At 45.5% G+C, this 16,730-nt stretch carries 17 protein-coding genes and 1 pseudogene; 5 read left to right on the forward strand and 13 right to left on the reverse strand.

All coding sequences use genetic code 11. The annotated features are described in order from the left end of the window. Nucleotides 1-64: 64 nt before the first annotated feature. Nucleotides 65-460, forward strand: a complete 396-nt coding sequence (locus VP98_RS19025; protein ID WP_197076530.1) for a VOC family protein — start codon at nt 65-67, stop codon at nt 458-460. A 106-nt stretch (nt 461-566) separates the two neighbouring features. Here the strand turns inward: VP98_RS19025 and gerD are convergent, their stop codons facing one another. The 4 genes and pseudogenes from gerD to VP98_RS01085 form a co-directional block, all read right to left on the reverse strand. Next, complete coding sequence (gene gerD / locus VP98_RS01070; protein ID WP_046173473.1) at nt 567-1,154, reverse strand: spore germination lipoprotein GerD; 588 nt, start codon at nt 1,152-1,154, stop codon at nt 567-569. A gap of 98 nt (nt 1,155-1,252) precedes the next feature. After that, nucleotides 1,253-1,609 carry a hypothetical protein gene (locus tag VP98_RS01075; RefSeq protein ID WP_046173474.1) on the reverse strand — a complete coding sequence of 119 codons (357 nt, stop codon included), beginning with the start codon at nt 1,607-1,609 and terminating at the stop codon, nt 1,253-1,255. 99 nt (nt 1,610-1,708) lie between these two features. Then, nucleotides 1,709-2,764, reverse strand: coding sequence for an SH3 domain-containing protein (locus VP98_RS01080; protein WP_046173475.1), 1,056 nt, complete (start codon nt 2,762-2,764; stop codon nt 1,709-1,711). Nucleotides 2,765-2,996: 232 nt separating this feature from the next. Further along, nucleotides 2,997-4,025: pseudogene (locus VP98_RS01085) on the reverse strand (alpha/beta fold hydrolase). A 203-nt stretch (nt 4,026-4,228) separates the two neighbouring features. On the opposite strand from VP98_RS01085, the gene VP98_RS01090 reads away from it, so the two are divergent. Both VP98_RS01090 and VP98_RS01095 read left to right on the forward strand, forming a co-directional pair. After that, nucleotides 4,229-4,669, forward strand: coding sequence for a helix-turn-helix domain-containing protein (locus tag VP98_RS01090; protein ID WP_046173476.1), 441 nt, complete (start codon nt 4,229-4,231; stop codon nt 4,667-4,669). Next, nucleotides 4,666-5,847, forward strand: coding sequence for a macrolide family glycosyltransferase (locus VP98_RS01095; RefSeq protein WP_046173477.1), 1,182 nt, complete (start codon nt 4,666-4,668; stop codon nt 5,845-5,847). The genes VP98_RS01090 and VP98_RS01095 overlap by 4 nt, the downstream gene beginning before the upstream one ends. A 62-nt stretch (nt 5,848-5,909) precedes the next feature. On the opposite strand, the gene VP98_RS18705 is transcribed toward VP98_RS01095, so the two are convergent. Together VP98_RS18705 and VP98_RS01100 are read right to left on the reverse strand one after the other, a co-directional pair. Then, nucleotides 5,910-6,080 carry a hypothetical protein gene (locus tag VP98_RS18705; RefSeq protein WP_156151275.1) on the reverse strand — a complete coding sequence of 57 codons (171 nt, stop codon included), beginning with the start codon at nt 6,078-6,080 and terminating at the stop codon, nt 5,910-5,912. A 78-nt stretch (nt 6,081-6,158) separates the two neighbouring features. Further along, entirely contained in the window at nt 6,159-6,509 is a 351-nt protein-coding gene (locus VP98_RS01100; protein WP_046173478.1) for a hypothetical protein, read from the reverse strand. A 361-nt stretch (nt 6,510-6,870) separates the two neighbouring features. Between VP98_RS01100 and VP98_RS01105 the strand changes: the two genes are divergently transcribed. Then, a complete protein-coding gene (locus VP98_RS01105) occupies nt 6,871-7,308 on the forward strand; it encodes a cell wall hydrolase (RefSeq protein ID WP_046174078.1) in 438 nt (145 codons plus the stop codon). Nucleotides 7,309-7,797: 489 nt separating this feature from the next. Here the strand turns inward: VP98_RS01105 and VP98_RS01110 are convergent, their stop codons facing one another. From VP98_RS01110 to VP98_RS01140, 7 genes are all read right to left on the reverse strand, one after another. After that, complete coding sequence (locus VP98_RS01110; RefSeq protein ID WP_046173479.1) at nt 7,798-8,832, reverse strand: cytochrome d ubiquinol oxidase subunit II; 1,035 nt, start codon at nt 8,830-8,832, stop codon at nt 7,798-7,800. A gap of 12 nt (nt 8,833-8,844) precedes the next feature. Beyond that, the gene (locus VP98_RS01115) at nt 8,845-10,206 is read right to left on the reverse strand and encodes a cytochrome ubiquinol oxidase subunit I (protein ID WP_046174079.1); all 1,362 of its coding nucleotides are present in this window, start codon (nt 10,204-10,206) and stop codon (nt 8,845-8,847) included. A 151-nt stretch (nt 10,207-10,357) separates the two neighbouring features. After that, nucleotides 10,358-10,552, reverse strand: a complete 195-nt coding sequence (locus VP98_RS19030; RefSeq protein ID WP_197076531.1) for an RsiV family protein — start codon at nt 10,550-10,552, stop codon at nt 10,358-10,360. A 449-nt stretch (nt 10,553-11,001) separates the two neighbouring features. Further along, nucleotides 11,002-11,721, reverse strand: a complete 720-nt coding sequence (locus VP98_RS01125) for an SH3 domain-containing protein (protein ID WP_046173481.1) — start codon at nt 11,719-11,721, stop codon at nt 11,002-11,004. Nucleotides 11,722-12,140: 419 nt separating this feature from the next. Continuing rightward, nucleotides 12,141-12,317 (reverse strand): hypothetical protein, encoded by a 177-nt coding sequence (locus VP98_RS18710; RefSeq protein ID WP_156151276.1) that lies wholly within the window; start codon nt 12,315-12,317, stop codon nt 12,141-12,143. Nucleotides 12,318-12,706: 389 nt separating this feature from the next. Next, entirely contained in the window at nt 12,707-13,540 is an 834-nt protein-coding gene (locus VP98_RS01135) for an exonuclease domain-containing protein (protein ID WP_046173483.1), read from the reverse strand. A 357-nt stretch (nt 13,541-13,897) separates the two neighbouring features. Further along, complete coding sequence (locus tag VP98_RS01140; RefSeq protein WP_046173484.1) at nt 13,898-15,091, reverse strand: acetate kinase; 1,194 nt, start codon at nt 15,089-15,091, stop codon at nt 13,898-13,900. A gap of 276 nt (nt 15,092-15,367) precedes the next feature. Here VP98_RS01140 and VP98_RS19170 point away from each other — a divergent pair, with 276 nt between their 5' ends. Further along, entirely contained in the window at nt 15,368-16,666 is a 1,299-nt protein-coding gene (locus tag VP98_RS19170; protein ID WP_046173485.1) for a globin-coupled sensor protein, read from the forward strand. Nucleotides 16,667-16,730 lie beyond the last annotated feature (64 nt).

Consider the following 16,730-nt stretch of genomic DNA (forward strand, 5'->3'; position numbering starts at 1 on the left):
GGAAACAGGAGTTTTGGATATTAGGTGGAAGTAATGGTTATACATTTTTTGGAGGTGCACTCATTTGGCCAGACCGGCAGCGAAGCCAGTAGAAAATAGAGTGGATACGATTTTTGTTCATGTGACGGATCTGCAGCGTTCTGTAAAGTGGTACAGTGATCTGCTTGGAGTAGAAACGAAAGAGGAGAATCCTGCGGGGCCTGTCTACACCCTTGATATGGGAGCGGGTCGTCCCGGGATTACACTTGATAATCATTGCTTCGAGGAAAACTATACATTTATCCCATCGAACCAGCCGCTTTTCAACCTGAGTACAGCCGATATTCACGAAGCGTTTCGGCATCTGTCGGAAATGGGGGCGGAAATCGTCACAGAGATTGTGACACATCCTGACCTGGCGGAATTTTCGGTTAAAGATCCCGACGGCAACATCATCATGGTATGCAGCTGTTTCAGCTGAGCACTGGTCCGGAAATGAACAAACCGCAAAAAGAAAAAGCCGCCTTGAAGCAGCGGAAAGCCCGGCTGTTCAAAACGGCCATTTGCCGCAGATCGGTTCTCGGGCGTTAACTGCCGCCCTTTTCTTTTTCTTTCCCCGCTTCTTCCGCGGCTTTTAATAAAGTTTCTTCCATTTTGGCTTTATAGATCGGGCTGGATAACGTTTCGTCAATAACAGTCTGCAGATGCTTCCTGAATTCCTGGCTCTTCATCGCTTCCTGCATTGTTTTCTGCATTTCAGGGTCCTGCATAACGCCGATCAGCATTTTCTGGTAGTCCGGGTCTTTCATTAAGTCCTTCATCAGCTTTTCGTGCTCGCTTTTCATGCTTTTCGCGTAGCTTTCAGCAAATTTCGGATCTTCAAAGGCCGTTTTCCAAAAGTCCTTTGCTTTTTCTGATGTCAGCGTCTGCTGGATCGTTTCCCTGGCTGCCTGCTGGTCCATTACCAGCTCTTTTTTAATCTCGGGGTCCTGCATCACTTCCCGGAGCGCTTTTTTCCCATCATCCGTTTTTAATATATCAATAACCATTTTCTTCGTTTCATCATAATCCGTCTGTCCCTGCGCCTGTCCCGCCTGCCCGACATTTCCGCAGCCTGCGGCCAGGAGACTCATGAATAATCCCATCACCATCACAAAGATCGCATTTCGCTTCATGTTTCTCCAGCCCCTTTCTCAATACCATTCACTACTTGTATTTTGAATGAGCGGAGAGAATTTATACCGGGTAAATTTTTGCAAGGCTTTGTTCGTTTTTATTCAGAAATAACCTGCTGGTCCTGCAGGCGGTGCAGAAATTCCTCATACTGGCGCGAATAATCCCCGGGAAATTCACCGGCAACCGAAAGGGCGGTTTCCTTCACGATAGGAAGCCTGCTCTGATCAATCGTAAAATAAATGTTTTCTTCGGTTTCATCAGTGCTGTCAATATTGGTTAAGCCTGTTTTTCGGTCTTCTTCTGAGGGCAGCTTTTCAAAATGCTCAATAAACCGGTAATAACACATTCCTCCGCCGATATCGATAGGCGGCTCCAGCGGCTCAGCCGCCGCAAACGCAAGATGGTCTTCAGGCCGTTTCGCCCGTTTGTTTATCTGTAGCACACACTCGGTCATGTACCGCAGCCTCCTTGTAAATCAGCTTAAACAGCTCATTTGTTTTACCATTCCCATTCCTGTAAACAAAAAACCGCCCGGATGGACGGTCTCATTTTTTTACTCTTGACGGTTTTGTTCGTGTTTTTCAACCTGTTTAATCAAATGATCGATCACTCTTTGTTTTGCATCTTCTGAGCTGCTTGCACTTGAATAGTTTGCCGGATGGTAGGAAATACTGATATTGCTCTCACCATTCATATTTCTTACATATAACATCACCTGATAATTGCCCAGCATCCATACGCTTGATGAATCAATAAGGCTTGTGTACTCCGGCTCACTGTAGAAGAAATCTTCCCCAAATTCCGTCATCATTTCTTCCTGCAGTCCATAATAAATATTCCATAATTCATTCGTCGTGTAGTAATACTGGCCAGGATTAAAATTGTACCAGGCCATATCCAGCTTGTTTTTCGTGAAGCTGTAGACTAATTCAGTTTCGACTTCATACTTCTTTGCGTAATAACCAAGATAAGACATACCTGACGGAGCATAATGTTCATGAGTGATTTTTCTTGTTTCCCTGTTTTTGACCTGTTGATAGGTCATGCCAAACGTAATATCTTTCATTAATACCGGTGTTGTTTTTTTGGCAGGTGCGGGTTTGGGTGCCGATACCGCTTTTCCCATTTTCAGTGAGGCGGAAGCAACATATCCCACCTGGTTTTTAAAATGGATTTCTGACCAGCCGCCTGGCTTGCTGGCATAAACGACCGTTGATGCTCCTTTTTTCAGCTTACCTAGTTCTTCCCCTTTAGGGCTTGGCGTAGCTTTAACAGATAATGATGAAACCTTTACGGTTGCCTGTGTTCCCTTCGCAGGCCTAGTAAGTGTAATACTCGCAGCCGCGATATACGCTACTTTATTATTGTAATGCACTTCTGACCAGCCGCCTGGCTTGCTGGCATAAACAGAAATAACCGTCCCTTTTTTCCAGGAGCCCAGTACTTTTGCTTTCGGGCTTGGCTTTTCATAAATGTTTGCGGTGCTTGCCGTAACAGTTGCTTTCTGTGGACTTTCAGCCGCAAATGATGAAGCCGCATTCAAATGAAACAAAAGCATGAATGCTAAAAAACCTGTTACTGCACGTTTGAATAACAATGTACTTCTCAATTAAGCATCTCCCTTGCCTTTAGTATACTTACCCTATTACTTTCGACCTCCATTCTTCTAATACCTTCAATTAATTCTATTAAATTCTATTATTTCCACAATATTCGATAGAAAACGTGATTTACATTCTGCTCTAGACACTGTATAGCTTCTTTTACCAGCTTTTAAAAAGTCAAAAGCCTGAATATGCTCGACAGCTTTTTTCAATGGGTTTGCAAGGATGAATCGCAGGTTAATGGATAAATGTATCAGCCATCCATTTAGAAAATGTTTCCTTCTCTTCAAATTGCGGGTAATGAGCTGATTTTTCAAACGTAATAAATTCTTTTTGATCCGCTTCAATTCCATCAAAATAGTTTTTTGCTGCCTGATAAGAAGTGTCATAGTCATACCTGCCCATTACGAAATAAACGGGGATTTCCAGTTTTGTGACGATACCAGGGAGCGGGTTTTTCAATATATCTGCAAGCAGCTTCTGCTGAGAGTAAACCAGCCCTCGGTTGTAGCGAAGTAAATCCAGTAAGCTGTACTCACTGCTGAGTAAAACACCCAGGCTGTCTCCATCGGGATTGTCAATGAGCCTGGCCGACCCGCCATATTTCATAATGTAATTCCGCGGGGTCACCGTTTCGCCATTTTTAATTTATTCCGCGACTTCCTGTAAATCGGCAACATCCTCCGCATTGCCAGCTTTTTGAGCCTGGCTCATCACATAGTGCAGGCTGTCCATTTCACTTTCTCCTGTATCGCTCATCTGCCCGGCGCCAATATAAGCTTCATATTTTTCAGGAGCCCGGTAAGCAGCCTGCATTCCAATATATGTACCAAAAGAATGCCCCATCAGGATCACTTTTTCTTTCCCAAGGCGTTCTGCTATGTAATCCGTCATAGCCAGCAAATCTTCTACTAATAAATCCGTTGAAAGACTCGAATAATCCTCAAAAAAATGATAGGATTTCCCGCTTGCTCTCTGGTCGTAATGTACAACCGTGAAATGGGCTTCCAATACGTCCTGGTATTTAGCCGCATACGGAATTTCCGGCGTGCCGGGCCCTCCATGCACCACAAGGAGAACAGGATTATCTTTGTCCCTGCCGCGTATCATTATTTCATGGCCGCTTCCATTTATCTTTACCTGCTCCAGTACATGAATACTGTCTTCGCCTTTTATGCGGGAAGTCCAGGCAGGAGAAAAAAGAGCTATTCCTACTAAGACCAGTATGACTCCGAAAACGTTAGCTGCTTTTCTTTTTCTTTTCATAGGGCTCCTTTTTTCTGCAATAGTAATTTAATCGATTCCAATTATACCAAAAATTTCTTTTTTTCATGCGGACTTTTGCTAAAATCTGCCGGCGATGACGCAATCTATATTCCTGCCACAATTTTTAACATAAAATGTTATGGAATATCGATAGAATTGAGCCAGTTTCTTCTTTATAGTTAATGATAAAAGGAGCTGACGATATGATTGGCATGAACATTCGTATTTTGCGCAAAAAGCACAAAATGAGCCAGGAGCTGCTGGCGGAACGGGTACAGGTCTCCCGCCAGACGGTGGCGAAATGGGAAAACGACGAAGCGGTCCCTGATATATATAAAAGCAAACTGCTGGCTGAGCTTTTTGAGATCACGCTGGATCAATTATCCGGCGACATGAGTGCGGATGATGTCGAGCGGCTTGCGCCTAAAGGAAAGCAGTTCTTTGGAGTGGTCAAGGCTGGCGAGCGGGGCCAGATTGTCATTCCAAAAGAAGCGCGGGAGCTGTACGGGATTCGCCCGGGCGACAGGCTTGTTGTGCTGGGAGAAGATGCGACAAAGGGACTTGCTCTTTTGAAAAGTGAACAGTTTTTAGCGTTTGCGGATATGATCCGAAAAGCCGAATCGGCCGGAGACGAATCAGAATGAAAAAAGTGGTCTTTTTTTCGATTCCCGCACACGGACATACCAATCCGACGCTTCCGGTTGCAGCCGAGCTTGTAAACAGGGGTCATGAAGTCTGGTACTACTCGTTTTTTGAATTTCAGAAAAAAATTGAGGAAGCCGGAGCCCAATTTATTTCCTGCGATGCCTTCCTGCCCTCGATATCAGAGAAAGAAGTAAACCGCCGGGCCGGTAAAGACTTTGCGGCACTGATTGAAATGGCTGCCGATACCACCATTGCACTCGATGAAAAGGTGTGCAAAGAATTAAAAGAATTCCAGCCGGATTGCATTGTGTCGGATTCCCTGTGCTTCTGGGGGAAATTATTTGCCGGTAAGCTCGGAATCCCCTATGTCTGCTCCACCACCACCTTTGCGTTTAACCGGCATACAGCAAAACTGATCAAACGCGGCCCAAAAGAAGTGCTTCGAATGATCACCGGCATGCCGCGGATACATAAGAAAATGCAGCTCTTAAAGGAGCATGGGTACCAGGTGGACAGCTTTGTATCGTTGATTGAAAATGATAATGAAACGGATACTATTGTGTATACGACGAAAGAATTCCAGCCGCTGGCGGAAACATTTTCTGACAGGTACACGTTTGTCGGCCCTTCCATCCGGCAGCCTTTTGATGCGCCGGCCGGCTCAAAGCGCCAAAGCGTCATTTACATCTCTCTCGGAACGGTCCTCAATCAAAATAAGGATTTTTACCGGAACTGCATCGAGGCATTTAAGGACGCTGACGCTGAAATTGTCATGTCGATTGGCGGCAAAACAGAGATAACCACTCTTGGCCGGATACCGGATAATTTCACGGTAAAACCCCATGTGGACCAGGTTTCCGTTTTGCAAAAAGCAGATGTGTTTATTACCCACTGCGGGATGAACAGCGTGAATGAAAGCCTGTATTACGGAGTTCCCATGGTTTTGTATCCGCTGCACAGCGAACAGGGGCTGGCGGCCAGCCGGGTGGCTGAGCTTGGAGCCGGCATCAAGCTCGAAGGAAACAAGCCGAAGCATATTCAAAAAGCGGCAGCCCGATTACTGGCCGATTCAGGGTACCGTGAACAGGCTCGAAAGCTGTCAGAGACCTTTCAGCATGCAGGAGGCGCCGCGAAAGCCGCAGATGTGATTTTGAAGAAAGCGGAGAAAACATCCTGACAGCCCGTTTATATAAAAGCTTTCTTGTATTTCCATAAACAAAGAGCCGGCTCCTTAAGGAGTCAGCTCTTTGTTTCAATAATTTTGGCGATTGTATAGTGGCCTACATCCAGCCGCCTGTCCAGCCTGTCCATGGCTGCATCCTTCGCTTTCACTGCGGATTCTTCTGTAATTTCAATCGTTTTTAAATCCAAGGGTTTCGTTTCGTAGTATTGAACGCTGTAGGTCGGCATGCTTCTCACTCCCTTTCTAGTACTATTGCCACCGCCAAATCCTTCGAAACCTTCCATTATGTAATTCCTGATAGCATATTAGGAAACAAAATCGAAAACATCTTCTTCGCTTAAAACGCTTTCTTCAATCAGGATCTCCCTGACTTCGTTATGGCTGCGGCATGTGACGCATGAGTCAAAATCGAGTGAGTGGACGGTCAGATAAATCGCTTTCTCGATATCGGATTGCTGTTTTATATATTCTTCATAACTTCCTTTTTGGCGAAAAAAATCAGGGACTGCGTCTGCTATATTCACGCTGTCATACCATTGAACATAAGGCTTTCCTTTTGCGGTGCCGACGTGTATGACGGTATAAACAGATGGTTCCACACCTTTTGCAAAATGATGGCCTGCCTGGTACCAGCCATTTCGTTTTTGGATAATCACATCTATCGTCCTCTCTGCCAAACTCGTATACTTCAATGTATGCTACCATTCTCGTTTTCATTCTGCATTTTTCAGAAAAATGCAAGGAACTGTCGTTTTTCAGAGTCCTGTCTCCCGCTGAATCTTGCAGAATCATTCTTCGCCTGCTTATCGTATTGTCAGATGCAGAAGGATGAACTTATATTAAAAGCGAGCCTGGATCGGCATCGTCTAAAGAACTAATTTACCCTTGCTTATTGGTTTTCTAAACCACCCGGTGAAGTCCGGACAGCATTATGTAAAAAGGAAAGACTCTGCTTACATCCGAAAAGCCTACACCCCTGCAGGCTTTTTTTTATACTATATTTTTGGGGGTGAAAAAATGCCAAGAGTAAATTACCGAAGCTCAGACGTTGACCTGGTGGCAAGGATGATGAGAGCAGAAGCGGAAGGCGAAGGAAAACAGGGAATGCTGTATGTAGGAAATGTGATTGTGAACCGCCTGAAAGCCAATTGCCTGGACTTTCAAAATATACGTACCATTCCCCATGTTATTTATCAAATACAGGGAAGCAATTACGCCTTTGAAGCGGTTCAAAAAGGGAATTTGTTTTATCACCGGGCGAGAACAGCCGAAAAAAGACTGGCAAAGCAAGCTCTGGATTATTGGCGGCAGCACCCGGCAAAATACGCACTCTGGTATTTTAATCCGTATGCTCCATGCCCTCCAACCTGGTACGACCAGCCTCTCGCCGGCCAATACAAAAATCACTGTTTTTACGAGCCAAAAGCCGGAACCTGTGACAATGTTTACAGCTGAACAACAAAAGGCATGGCCCCTACGCTGAGGGGCCTGTATAGAAAGAAAGCACAGGAAAAGAATTGTCCATTCAAAAAATGCCAAAAAAGCATAATAAGAATTCTTTTTCAAAAAGCAGCATAGCGGGCTCCGGTCCGCCGGATGTGCTTCACGCACTATAGAACGGTAGAGGATGCTCACTGTTCTTCCCGCAGGAGTATTGATGATTTTAAAGAGCAATAAGGAGAGGCACAGTGGCTGTTTTCTTTTAAAAATGAGTCTGCATTAACTCTCTGCACACTTGTTGCAAGCCCCCTGGCGGCGGGAGGGCAGCGCAGACTCCTATGGGACTAGCGGGCCCGGCGCCTGCCCCATGGAAAGCGGAGCTGCCCGGACGCCGCTGGCCGGTCTGATCATGTGCGCAGCGTTGATAATCATTTGTCAGCAGTCTGAAAGGAGCCGGAAAACCCGCTCCTTTTCTTATGGCATTCCAGTAAAGCTTTCTGGCCGTTACCCTTTTTGGCGCAAATACCGTTTATCATTCATAAACAAGCTCCAGAAGTAAAAGAAGCCCGGAAACAGAATCGCAAAGCCGACGATATACGTAATAAACACCGCCCTGAAGGAATTAGGGTCTGTAAAAGCCGACTGAATCGTTATATCCGGATAAACGATATAAGGCAGATGAGCTTTCCCGTAAACATAGCCGGCAAGGAGATATTGAATGGTCGCGGCAACGACAGAAAGCCTTGGCATGCCCTGGACCCCTTTTTGAAACGGTGATGAGCCGTACAGCCCGATTCCGACGAGGAAAAAGAAAGCGACGGAAATACCCAGAAGCAGAAAATCCTCCATCATGCGGTCATACAGCCATCCGGCTTCATTTTCCAGCGTGAGCATGATCAGTAAAGCCATTACTAACGTGACCGGACCCAGTATTTTTCCGTTGCGCAGATACACTTTATAAGCATCCATTTCCTGAGAGGCTTTTGAAAAATCCGCCAGCAGCAGCGACGAAAGAAAAAGAGTGCTGCTGATCGCAAAACCGATAAAGGCATATACATTGGGGCTTGTAAACAGCCCGACTAAATTTAAATTGGCCCCGCCATTTTCATAATCCACAAACGCCCCCTGGGTAATCGGCAGAACGCTGATTAACAGGCCGGGAATTATAATCCCGGTAATTCCTGAAATGTAGGTCAGCGGCTTTCGATATTCTTTGGCGTTATTGGAAAAAACCAAAAAAGCGCTTCGCAGTGCAAGCAAAAGCAGGATGGCGCTGCCGGGGATAATCAGGATCGTCCCGAGCGTGAAAGCTGCCCCGGGAAAAAGGCTGTAAAGAGCGACAACCAGCGCCACAATAAACGTATTGGTCACTTCCCAGGTAGGAGATAAATACCTGTTGGCCACATTCGTTGCTTTTGTTTTTTCTTTGTTAAAGTAAACCATTGACCAGAAGCCCGCACCGAAATCCATCGTGGCCATAACCGCATAAATAAATACAAATCCCCAGAGTACCGTAATCGCAATCAGAGCATCAGCCATCTGTTTATCCTCCTATGAATTCGAACTGAATAACGGGGTGCCTTTTTTCTCTGCACGCCGGATATCATCCATTTCTGTGTTTTTTCTGAAGAAGTACAGCAGGACCAGCACAACCGCAATTCCTAAAATAATGTAGACCGTAATGAATAGGATAAACAATATGCCCAAGTTCGTGGCAGTGGTGGCGGACTCCGCTGTTGACAGAATCCGGTAGATGACCCATGGCTGGCGGCCTGTACAGGCAAAAATCCAGCCAAACTCCATGGCAAGCACGGCCAGCGGTCCGGTTGCCACAAAGATCCAGAGCATAAATTTTGGATAGTGCTTCTTTTTTAATATTTTTTTCCAAATAAACACAAGAATCGGGATCAGGATCAGGATAGAACCGATCCCCACCATTGCATTAAAGAGAGTATGAACAAATAACGGGGGCCACTGCTCCTCTGGAAAATCATTTAAGCCGACAACAACTGTATCAAAGCTGTTTCCCGCAAGAAAGCTCAGCGCCCAGGGAACTTCAATTGCCCATTTTATTTCATGCGTTTCCGGGTCGGTGAAGCCGCCGATCGCAAGGGGAGCATGAGACTGTGTTTCAAATAAGCCTTCTGCGGCAGCCAGCTTTTCCGGCTGGTATTCGTGCAAATACTGCGCGGAAGCGTGTCCGTTCAGGGCTGTGAAGAAAGCAAAAATACCGCCTACTACCAGGCTCAGCATCAGTGCTTTCTGGTGAAACAAGTACACCCTCGACCCGCGCGCATGCTTTCTCATTTTAAAAGCGGCAACAGAGCCAACCACAAACGCCCCCACCACGTAGGCAGACAGGGCGACGTGCCCGGCCGTTACCAGAAAGCTCGGGTTAAAAAACGCAGCCCAGGGGTCAATATCCAGAAACTCCCCGTTTTCGTACCGGAAGCCTGCCGGCGTGCCCTGAAACGCATGGACATTGGTAATTAATACGGCGGAAGCCAGGGCACCCAGAGCCACAAGCACCAGGCTTGCAATCCTCATCCAGGGAGCGAGCCGTTCCGCCGCGTACACATAGATCGACATAAAAAGCGCCTCTACAAAAAATGCGTATATTTCAATTTGAAACGGAAGCGGCATGATCCGGCCGATCACCTGCATAAAACCGGGCCAGAGCAGCGACAGCTGGACTGCCGCTATCGTGCCGGTCGGTATGCCGACGCCGAGCAAAATCGCAAATGTCTTTGTCCAACGCTTGGCCATCACTACATAATCCTGGTCTTTTGTTTTCTGGTACAGCAGTTCAGCCACCAAAATCATCAGTGGCAGCCCTACTCCTATCGTCGCAAAGATAATGTGAAATGCCATCGTCGTACCAAATAAAGAACGGGCTATCAGAAGATCATCCACAATCAATTCGTCCTCTCGGGGTTAATATTCTCCAATATTTGTCCCCTATTCAGTAAACAATATACACGGGACCCATTTGCCGGGTTCCTTTTTGACCGGCACAATAAAATAAAAAAACCGCCCCGATGGACGGTTTTATTTTATTCAGCATTTATTTATAAACACTGAATGGAATGTGAATGATCGGATGGCCGATTGCGTAAGGGCCGATTTCATACTCCTGGAATATCCCTCCATCCGCATAAACAAACGGCGTTTTTGAATCAATGTAGATGCTTCCAAACGTATTTATCTCTTTGCCGTATTGTTTTTCTCTTGCTTTGTACACGTAATTTTGCACCTTCACAAAATGACTGCGCGTTTTCAGCACATCTTTTAATGAAGCTTGATTTCCTTTCTTCACCTGAAAATTGAAAGCCGAAACGTATTCAGCGCCATGGGCACCGCCTTCATAAGAACTTTCGTAAACGATCAGGCTGAGAAGCCCGTTTTTATTGTAAGCTGCTTCATATCTCGTGCCGTAATACAGAGAAGCAGCCCGTTCAGGCGTATAGCCCCATTCCGAAACCGCCTCTTAAGAAGCAGCGCAATCCCAAACAAAAGTACGAATAAAAGTACTATCATTAGTGTTTTTTTACATTTATTTCTCCTGCAAAATTAGTTTCAATTTATTAGGCCAATACCAAATCTCTTTTTACATTTTTGAAGGTGTTTTGTTGTAAATTGTTTACTATCATAAAAAAAGAACCGCTTCAACAAGCGGCTCTTTTCATATTTAAAGCTGAGATGTTTTCGTTATCCGTGATACCATCCTGTTTTTACATTGACAGTAACCATGTACCCTTCAACCCCGTCCACTTTCGTGTAAACGGCCAGAAATCCCTGGTTGGCGAACACACCGGACTTTTCATATCGAATTGTATCAATAGAATCTGCGTATCCCTGGCGTACGAGATCCGCTTCAAATTCTGCTTTTACACCAGGAGCCCAATTATAGGGGTCCGCAAACTTCAGCTCATGTGTTTTCACATAAACATATTTGGTTTTATATTTGATTTTCGACCAGCCGTATTGGTCAGCACTGGCCCAGTCACCCTGGTCTGCACCAACAGGTACGCCGCCGTATACTTGCACGGCCTGGCCAGCTTTGATGTGTCCCACTGTTTTATACGAATCGCCCGGCGAAGATTTTGCGGAAAGAGCCTTTGCTGCAGCGGCTTTGTCATAGCTCAAAGCCGGAGTCTGGGCTTTTAAGCCGCTGGCCGCTACATACCCTGCTTTGTTATTGTACTTAATCTTCGACCAGCCGCCCGGCTCAGTGCCGTAGACAATCACAGCCGTTCCTTTTTTCAGAGAGCCCACTGCTTTTGCCCGGGGACTTGGCTTTTCACGCACATCCAGCTTTGACACATTAACCGTATAGTTTTTATTTGCGGCCGATGCTTCTCCCTGCTGGAAAGGCAGCAGCGTAATCATTAAAACCAAAGCAGCAATGAAGCCAATAATTTTTTTCATAACTTACCTCCTATGTATTTTCACCTTAATTCCTATTATACTAAAACCATATAATCAATAATTAACTTTTTTTTGAATTTTTTTAAGATTATACTCCTTTCTATCATGGTAAAATTTTGAGAAGCTTTATATTTGTTAAATAAGGATAGGAACTTTCCATTTTATATAAATTCGCTTTTTTGGATGGAAAAGTGAGATAAGTCATCTGTGAAATCTCCAGGCCAGTAACTTATTATCATGCGGTTCACTTGAATTACACCGTACTTATTCGTGCTGCTCTTTGTACACAATAATCTCTTTAATTTGCTGTGCGTTCAGCCATAAGAAATAATAAGCTCTTCTTTTTCTTATTTATATTGTTTATTTCTGAGCAAAAAACCACCCAGACATTGGGCGGTTCATTTTCAGTATCGTACCTATTATTTCAATATCTTTTTGCACGGCACCGATGTGCCAAGTGCGGCTCCTATTGCAATACTAATTGCCATTCCAAGGGCAAAGTTATCAAACATAAAACCAAAAGATGGGCCCAATGCTACTCCTATAGCGATTCCGTTTGTCATCATTTTGTTTGAATTTTTTTTATTGCTCATCACCTCAAATCACCCCCTTTCTCATAAACGGCGCGATATTCTGTTTTGACATATTAAGTTTATTGAATATTTGAAAAAATGCAATATTTATTTTTGATACTAATCCGCCCGTTCGCCATCCCATTCCTTCTCCCGCCTTTTCAATTCTTACGTTTCCGGCAATTTTCCGTTTTATTTTAAAAAACAAAAAACCTTCTCTCCTACTTAATCAAATAAGCATAAAAGAAGGTCAGGGTAAAAGTTGTCTGCCCATAACTACGTGTTCTTTTTTGAGCATCTAATCTTTTTCATATGAGACCAGGTAATCCTCTGTACAGCAGGAGCAGGGGCAAATAATTGACCAATAAAAGAGATACCTAATTAGGACATCTTTTTTTCAAACAACCTATCGTTCAGCTTTTGGCAAGCAGCAATGCTTTTTGTGATACATACTTCTCGGATGCTTTTTGTTTTTGCGCATTAAACTCAGCTTTAAAAACAGCTGTTACGTGTTCATTCAGATCAAGTGCAGCGGCCCGGTCCAGCCAGATGGGGCTCGTAAAGAAAGCATCGAATGCCACATCCGCTGTGTCGTGCTTCTTCATATACGCAAAAATGCATTTCATTAATTGCTTTTTACCGCTGGCTTTCAGTGTATCTTCATATAAGAACCGTTCTTCAGGCGTTTTGTTTGATTTGTACGTCGCATGAACATCCAGTTTTCCGTGAAGATAGCGAAACACTTTTAACGTATTCATCGAATCGTCTAAGCTGTTGTGCGCCTGCCCGTCTGCCTCGATTTGGAGCACCTCCATCGTTTTGGTCAGGCTTGGAGTGTTTCCTTTGAAGGTATCGTACAGACCAAACTGAAGAATCGGCAATATATCAATATAGCTGGACAGGTTCAGAGAAGGAAGGTTGTAACGTTCGCACTCCTTTTCCAGGAACCGAAAGTCTTCCTTTCCCCATGCGACAAAACAAGATTCCTCCGTGCCGAGAAACGCTTTAAATTCCTTTACTACATCTGGAAAAGACGGAGCCGAAGACACATCCCGCTGCGTGATGCCTGTTAGTTTTTTCGTAAACGGTGTTAACCGTTCTGCCGGCTTCACCAGAGATGAAAAAACATCAACCACGTCCAATGCAGCGGGCGACACTTTCAGAGCGGAGATTTCAATAATTTCCTCCAGGTGATGCGGGTTCCATTTAGACGCATTCCATTCAATATCAAATACAATGTAATTCACAGTATCCTGCCTTTCTCGTTATCTGTTTCTCATTATACAGCCATTTGAAAAAAGAAACAGGGAAAATTAAGTGAACGGAATGAAGCGTCTCATATCTGGTCTCGTGGCAGCGTGTATTTATCCGTGGTTTTCCGTGCTGGTTAAAAGGATAGAATTGGACTCAGATTCCTGCGCCTGCGTTTTTCTTCTCTTTTTTGCCAAGGAAAAAACCCCCTTATTGTGTGATGGTTTTCAACACATAAGAGGGTTCAAAGGTAGAATTCCGGCCATGGTTTTATTTCACCAAATGTTCTATAAAGCCCATTTCCTGAACTGCAGCCATAACCGGGCATTTACGCTAAATGTTGACTTAATGCCTTATGCTCCAGCTAAACGGACAACGTCACGCGCAATCATAACTTCTTCGTTTGTCGGGATGACGATGACTTTAACCGGCGAGTGCGGGTAGCTGATAAACTGCTCCTGGCCGCGCGTGTTGTTCAGTGCCGGGTCCCAGTAAACGCCCATAAATTCAAGGCCGTTCATGATGCGGGCGCGTGTGTTAATGTCGTTTTCGCCAATGCCGGCTGTAAAGATGATCGCATCGACGCCGGACATGCGGGCTGCATAAGAGCCGATGTATTTGTGAATGCGGCTTGCGAATACTTCAAGCGCTGTGATCGCCCGTTCGCTTCCTTCTTCCGCTGCTTTGGCGATGTCGCGCAGGTCACTTGATACGCCGGATACGCCGAGCATGCCGCTTTTTTTGTTCAAGGTATCCAGCACTTCGTCCGCTGTCTGGCCTGTTTTCTCCATAATAAATGGAATCAGCGCCGGGTCAATGTTTCCGGAGCGTGTTCCCATTGCCACACCGGCAAGCGGCGTAAAGCCCATGGATGTATCGATCGATTTTCCGCCTTCGATTGCCGCGATGCTGGCACCGTTGCCCAGGTGGCAGGAAATTAAGCGCAGCTGCTCGATCGGACGGCCAAGCAGTGCTGCTGCACGCTCGGATACGTATTTATGCGATGTGCCGTGGAAGCCGTATTTCCGGATGCCGTATTCTTTATAGTACTCGTACGGCAGGCTGTACAGGAAAGATTTCTCCGGCATTGTCTGGTGGAATGCCGTGTCAAATACCGCCACAGCCGGCACGTTTGGCAAAACGGATCGGAAAGCCCGGATGCCGGTTACGTTGGCCGGATTGTGAAGCGGCGCAAGCTCCGACAGCTCTTCGATTTCCGCCAGAGTAGCGTCTGTAATTACAGCAGAATCGTTGAATTTTTCTCCGCCGTGAACGACGCGGTGGCCGATGCCGTTAATTTCATCAAGCGAGGCGACGATGCCGTTTGAAACAAGCTTGGAAAGCAGCATTTGAACCGCCACGGCGTGATCGGGGATATCTGTGGTTTCTGTATCGGTTGTGCCGTCTGGCTTTGTGATCGAGAAGACGGAATCCGAAAGGCCGATTCTTTCTACCAGCCCTTTTGTCAGCACCGTTTCCTGGGGCATTTCAAACAGCTGGAATTTTAATGATGAACTACCTGCGTTAATCGCAATTATTTTAGACATTATATCCTCCTTAGTGGGCGAACCTTTTTTCTCTCTATATAGAGATAACGTGTTCCGGATAAAATAGCAAGCGTTCCTTTCTCTGTAAACCGTTTACACGAAATAATAAATATTTTCCGACAAATCGGTTTCCTCTATCCACTTTTTTCTTTCCCAGAATTTCTCTTCTTTATTCTTAAAAGATGTACAAATAATTTTCAAAATAAATGTAGTCAATCCAATTAAAAACATTTACACTGAGTTTATACGAAAACTGTTAAAAAAGGAGTGGTTCTTTTGCCACTATTTTCTCGAATTGAAAAAAAACCTTCGTCCCTGTTTCCTGCCGGAGCAGTTCCGAAGGCCCATATATCGATCCCTGCCGGCTCAGAGCTTCGTGAACAAATCGCCATGATCGGCTTAACCGAAAAAGACCTCGCTTATATTAAGGAGCTGAAACCGGTTGTGGACAGCCACATTGAAGGGATTATCGATGTATTTTATGCAAATATCATGAAGCAGCCGGGCTTAGTGGAAATTATTGAAAGCCACAGCACGGTGGACCGCCTGAAAGGAACGCTCCGCACCCATATTGCCGAGCTGTTTAACGGACAGATTGACGAAGAGTTTCTTCATAAGCGCTACCGAATTGCGCATGTGCATGTGCGGATCGGGCTTCAAACAAAATGGTATATGTCGGCTTTTCAAAATTTGATCAATTCACTGAATGCCTTGATCATTGAACAGCCGTGGATTCCGGAAGACCAGTCAGCTGCCATGCAGGCTGTTACAAAAGTGTTGAATTTGGAGCAGCAGATTGTTCTTGAAGCGTATGAGCAGGAAAATGAGCGCATCCGCCAGGAGCATGCTGCCGAAAAAGCAAAAGTAAACGAGCGGATGACTGCCATTTCACAGGAGCTGGCGGCGATTTCTGAGGAAGCCAGCGCTTCGGTCACGGAGCTTGCCCAGCAGTCTGATTTCATTGCCTCCTCTACGAAACAGGGCTTAACAGAGGCAGATCAGTCGGAAGCCCGCTCTCTTGAAGGCCAGAAGCAGCTTCAGGTTCAAAGCAGCAAGCTCGAATCGATCCAGGCGGCGGTTGCGGATATTCAGCTGTTTTCAAGTGAGCTGAACAATATTTCCCAGCAGATTGTCCAGGTAATTACTCTCGTTGGCAATATCGCCGGGCAGACAAATCTGCTTGCCCTGAATGCGTCCATTGAAGCGGCGCGTGCCGGCGAGCATGGAAAAGGCTTTGCGGTTGTAGCGGAGGAAATACGCAAGCTGTCGGATCAAACAAAAGAATCGACGGGTAACGTATCGGCCCATATTACCAAAACAAATGATTTAATCAAGCAGATGAGCAGCTCGGTTGAAACGGTGAATGAACTTGTGAAAGCGGGCATCTCCGGGATGAACCAGACCGGTGAAGACTTTACGGCGCTTTTGTCGCAGATCAGCCAGACGAAAAACCGCAATCGGGAAATCGATCAGAAAATGCAGCATTTTGTTTCAGTTATTCAGGAAATCGAAAAAGCGTCCGGCCAGGTGGCCAGCTCTGCTGCTTCACTGAGCCATGTTACGGAATCGTTTTAATTTTCCGGCGGCCGTTCTCCGGAGCGGCCTTTTTGTGTGGTAAAATACGGGATGGATTGTTTCA

This window comes from Domibacillus indicus (genome assembly GCF_000970685.1).
GTDB lineage: Bacteria > Bacillota > Bacilli > Bacillales > Domibacillaceae > Domibacillus > Domibacillus indicus.

Bases quoted from the DNA above. Each gene is read 5' to 3' on its own strand.
- gerD (WP_046173473.1), bottom strand. From the start codon at position 1,154: ATGAAGCGAAATGCGATCTTTGTGATGGTGATGGGATTATTCATGAGT.
- VP98_RS01075 (WP_046173474.1), bottom strand. From the start codon at position 1,609: ATGACCGAGTGTGTGCTACAGATAAACAAACGGGCGAAACGGCCTGAA.
- VP98_RS01090 (WP_046173476.1), top strand. From the start codon at position 4,229: ATGATTGGCATGAACATTCGTATTTTGCGCAAAAAGCACAAAATGAGC.
- VP98_RS01095 (WP_046173477.1), top strand. From the start codon at position 4,666: ATGAAAAAAGTGGTCTTTTTTTCGATTCCCGCACACGGACATACCAAT.
- VP98_RS18705 (WP_156151275.1), bottom strand. From the start codon at position 6,080: ATGCCGACCTACAGCGTTCAATACTACGAAACGAAACCCTTGGATTTA.
- VP98_RS01105 (WP_046174078.1), top strand. From the start codon at position 6,871: ATGCCAAGAGTAAATTACCGAAGCTCAGACGTTGACCTGGTGGCAAGG.
- VP98_RS01110 (WP_046173479.1), bottom strand. From the start codon at position 8,832: ATGGCTGATGCTCTGATTGCGATTACGGTACTCTGGGGATTTGTATTT.
- VP98_RS01125 (WP_046173481.1), bottom strand. From the start codon at position 11,721: ATGAAAAAAATTATTGGCTTCATTGCTGCTTTGGTTTTAATGATTACG.
- VP98_RS01140 (WP_046173484.1), bottom strand. From the start codon at position 15,091: ATGTCTAAAATAATTGCGATTAACGCAGGTAGTTCATCATTAAAATTC.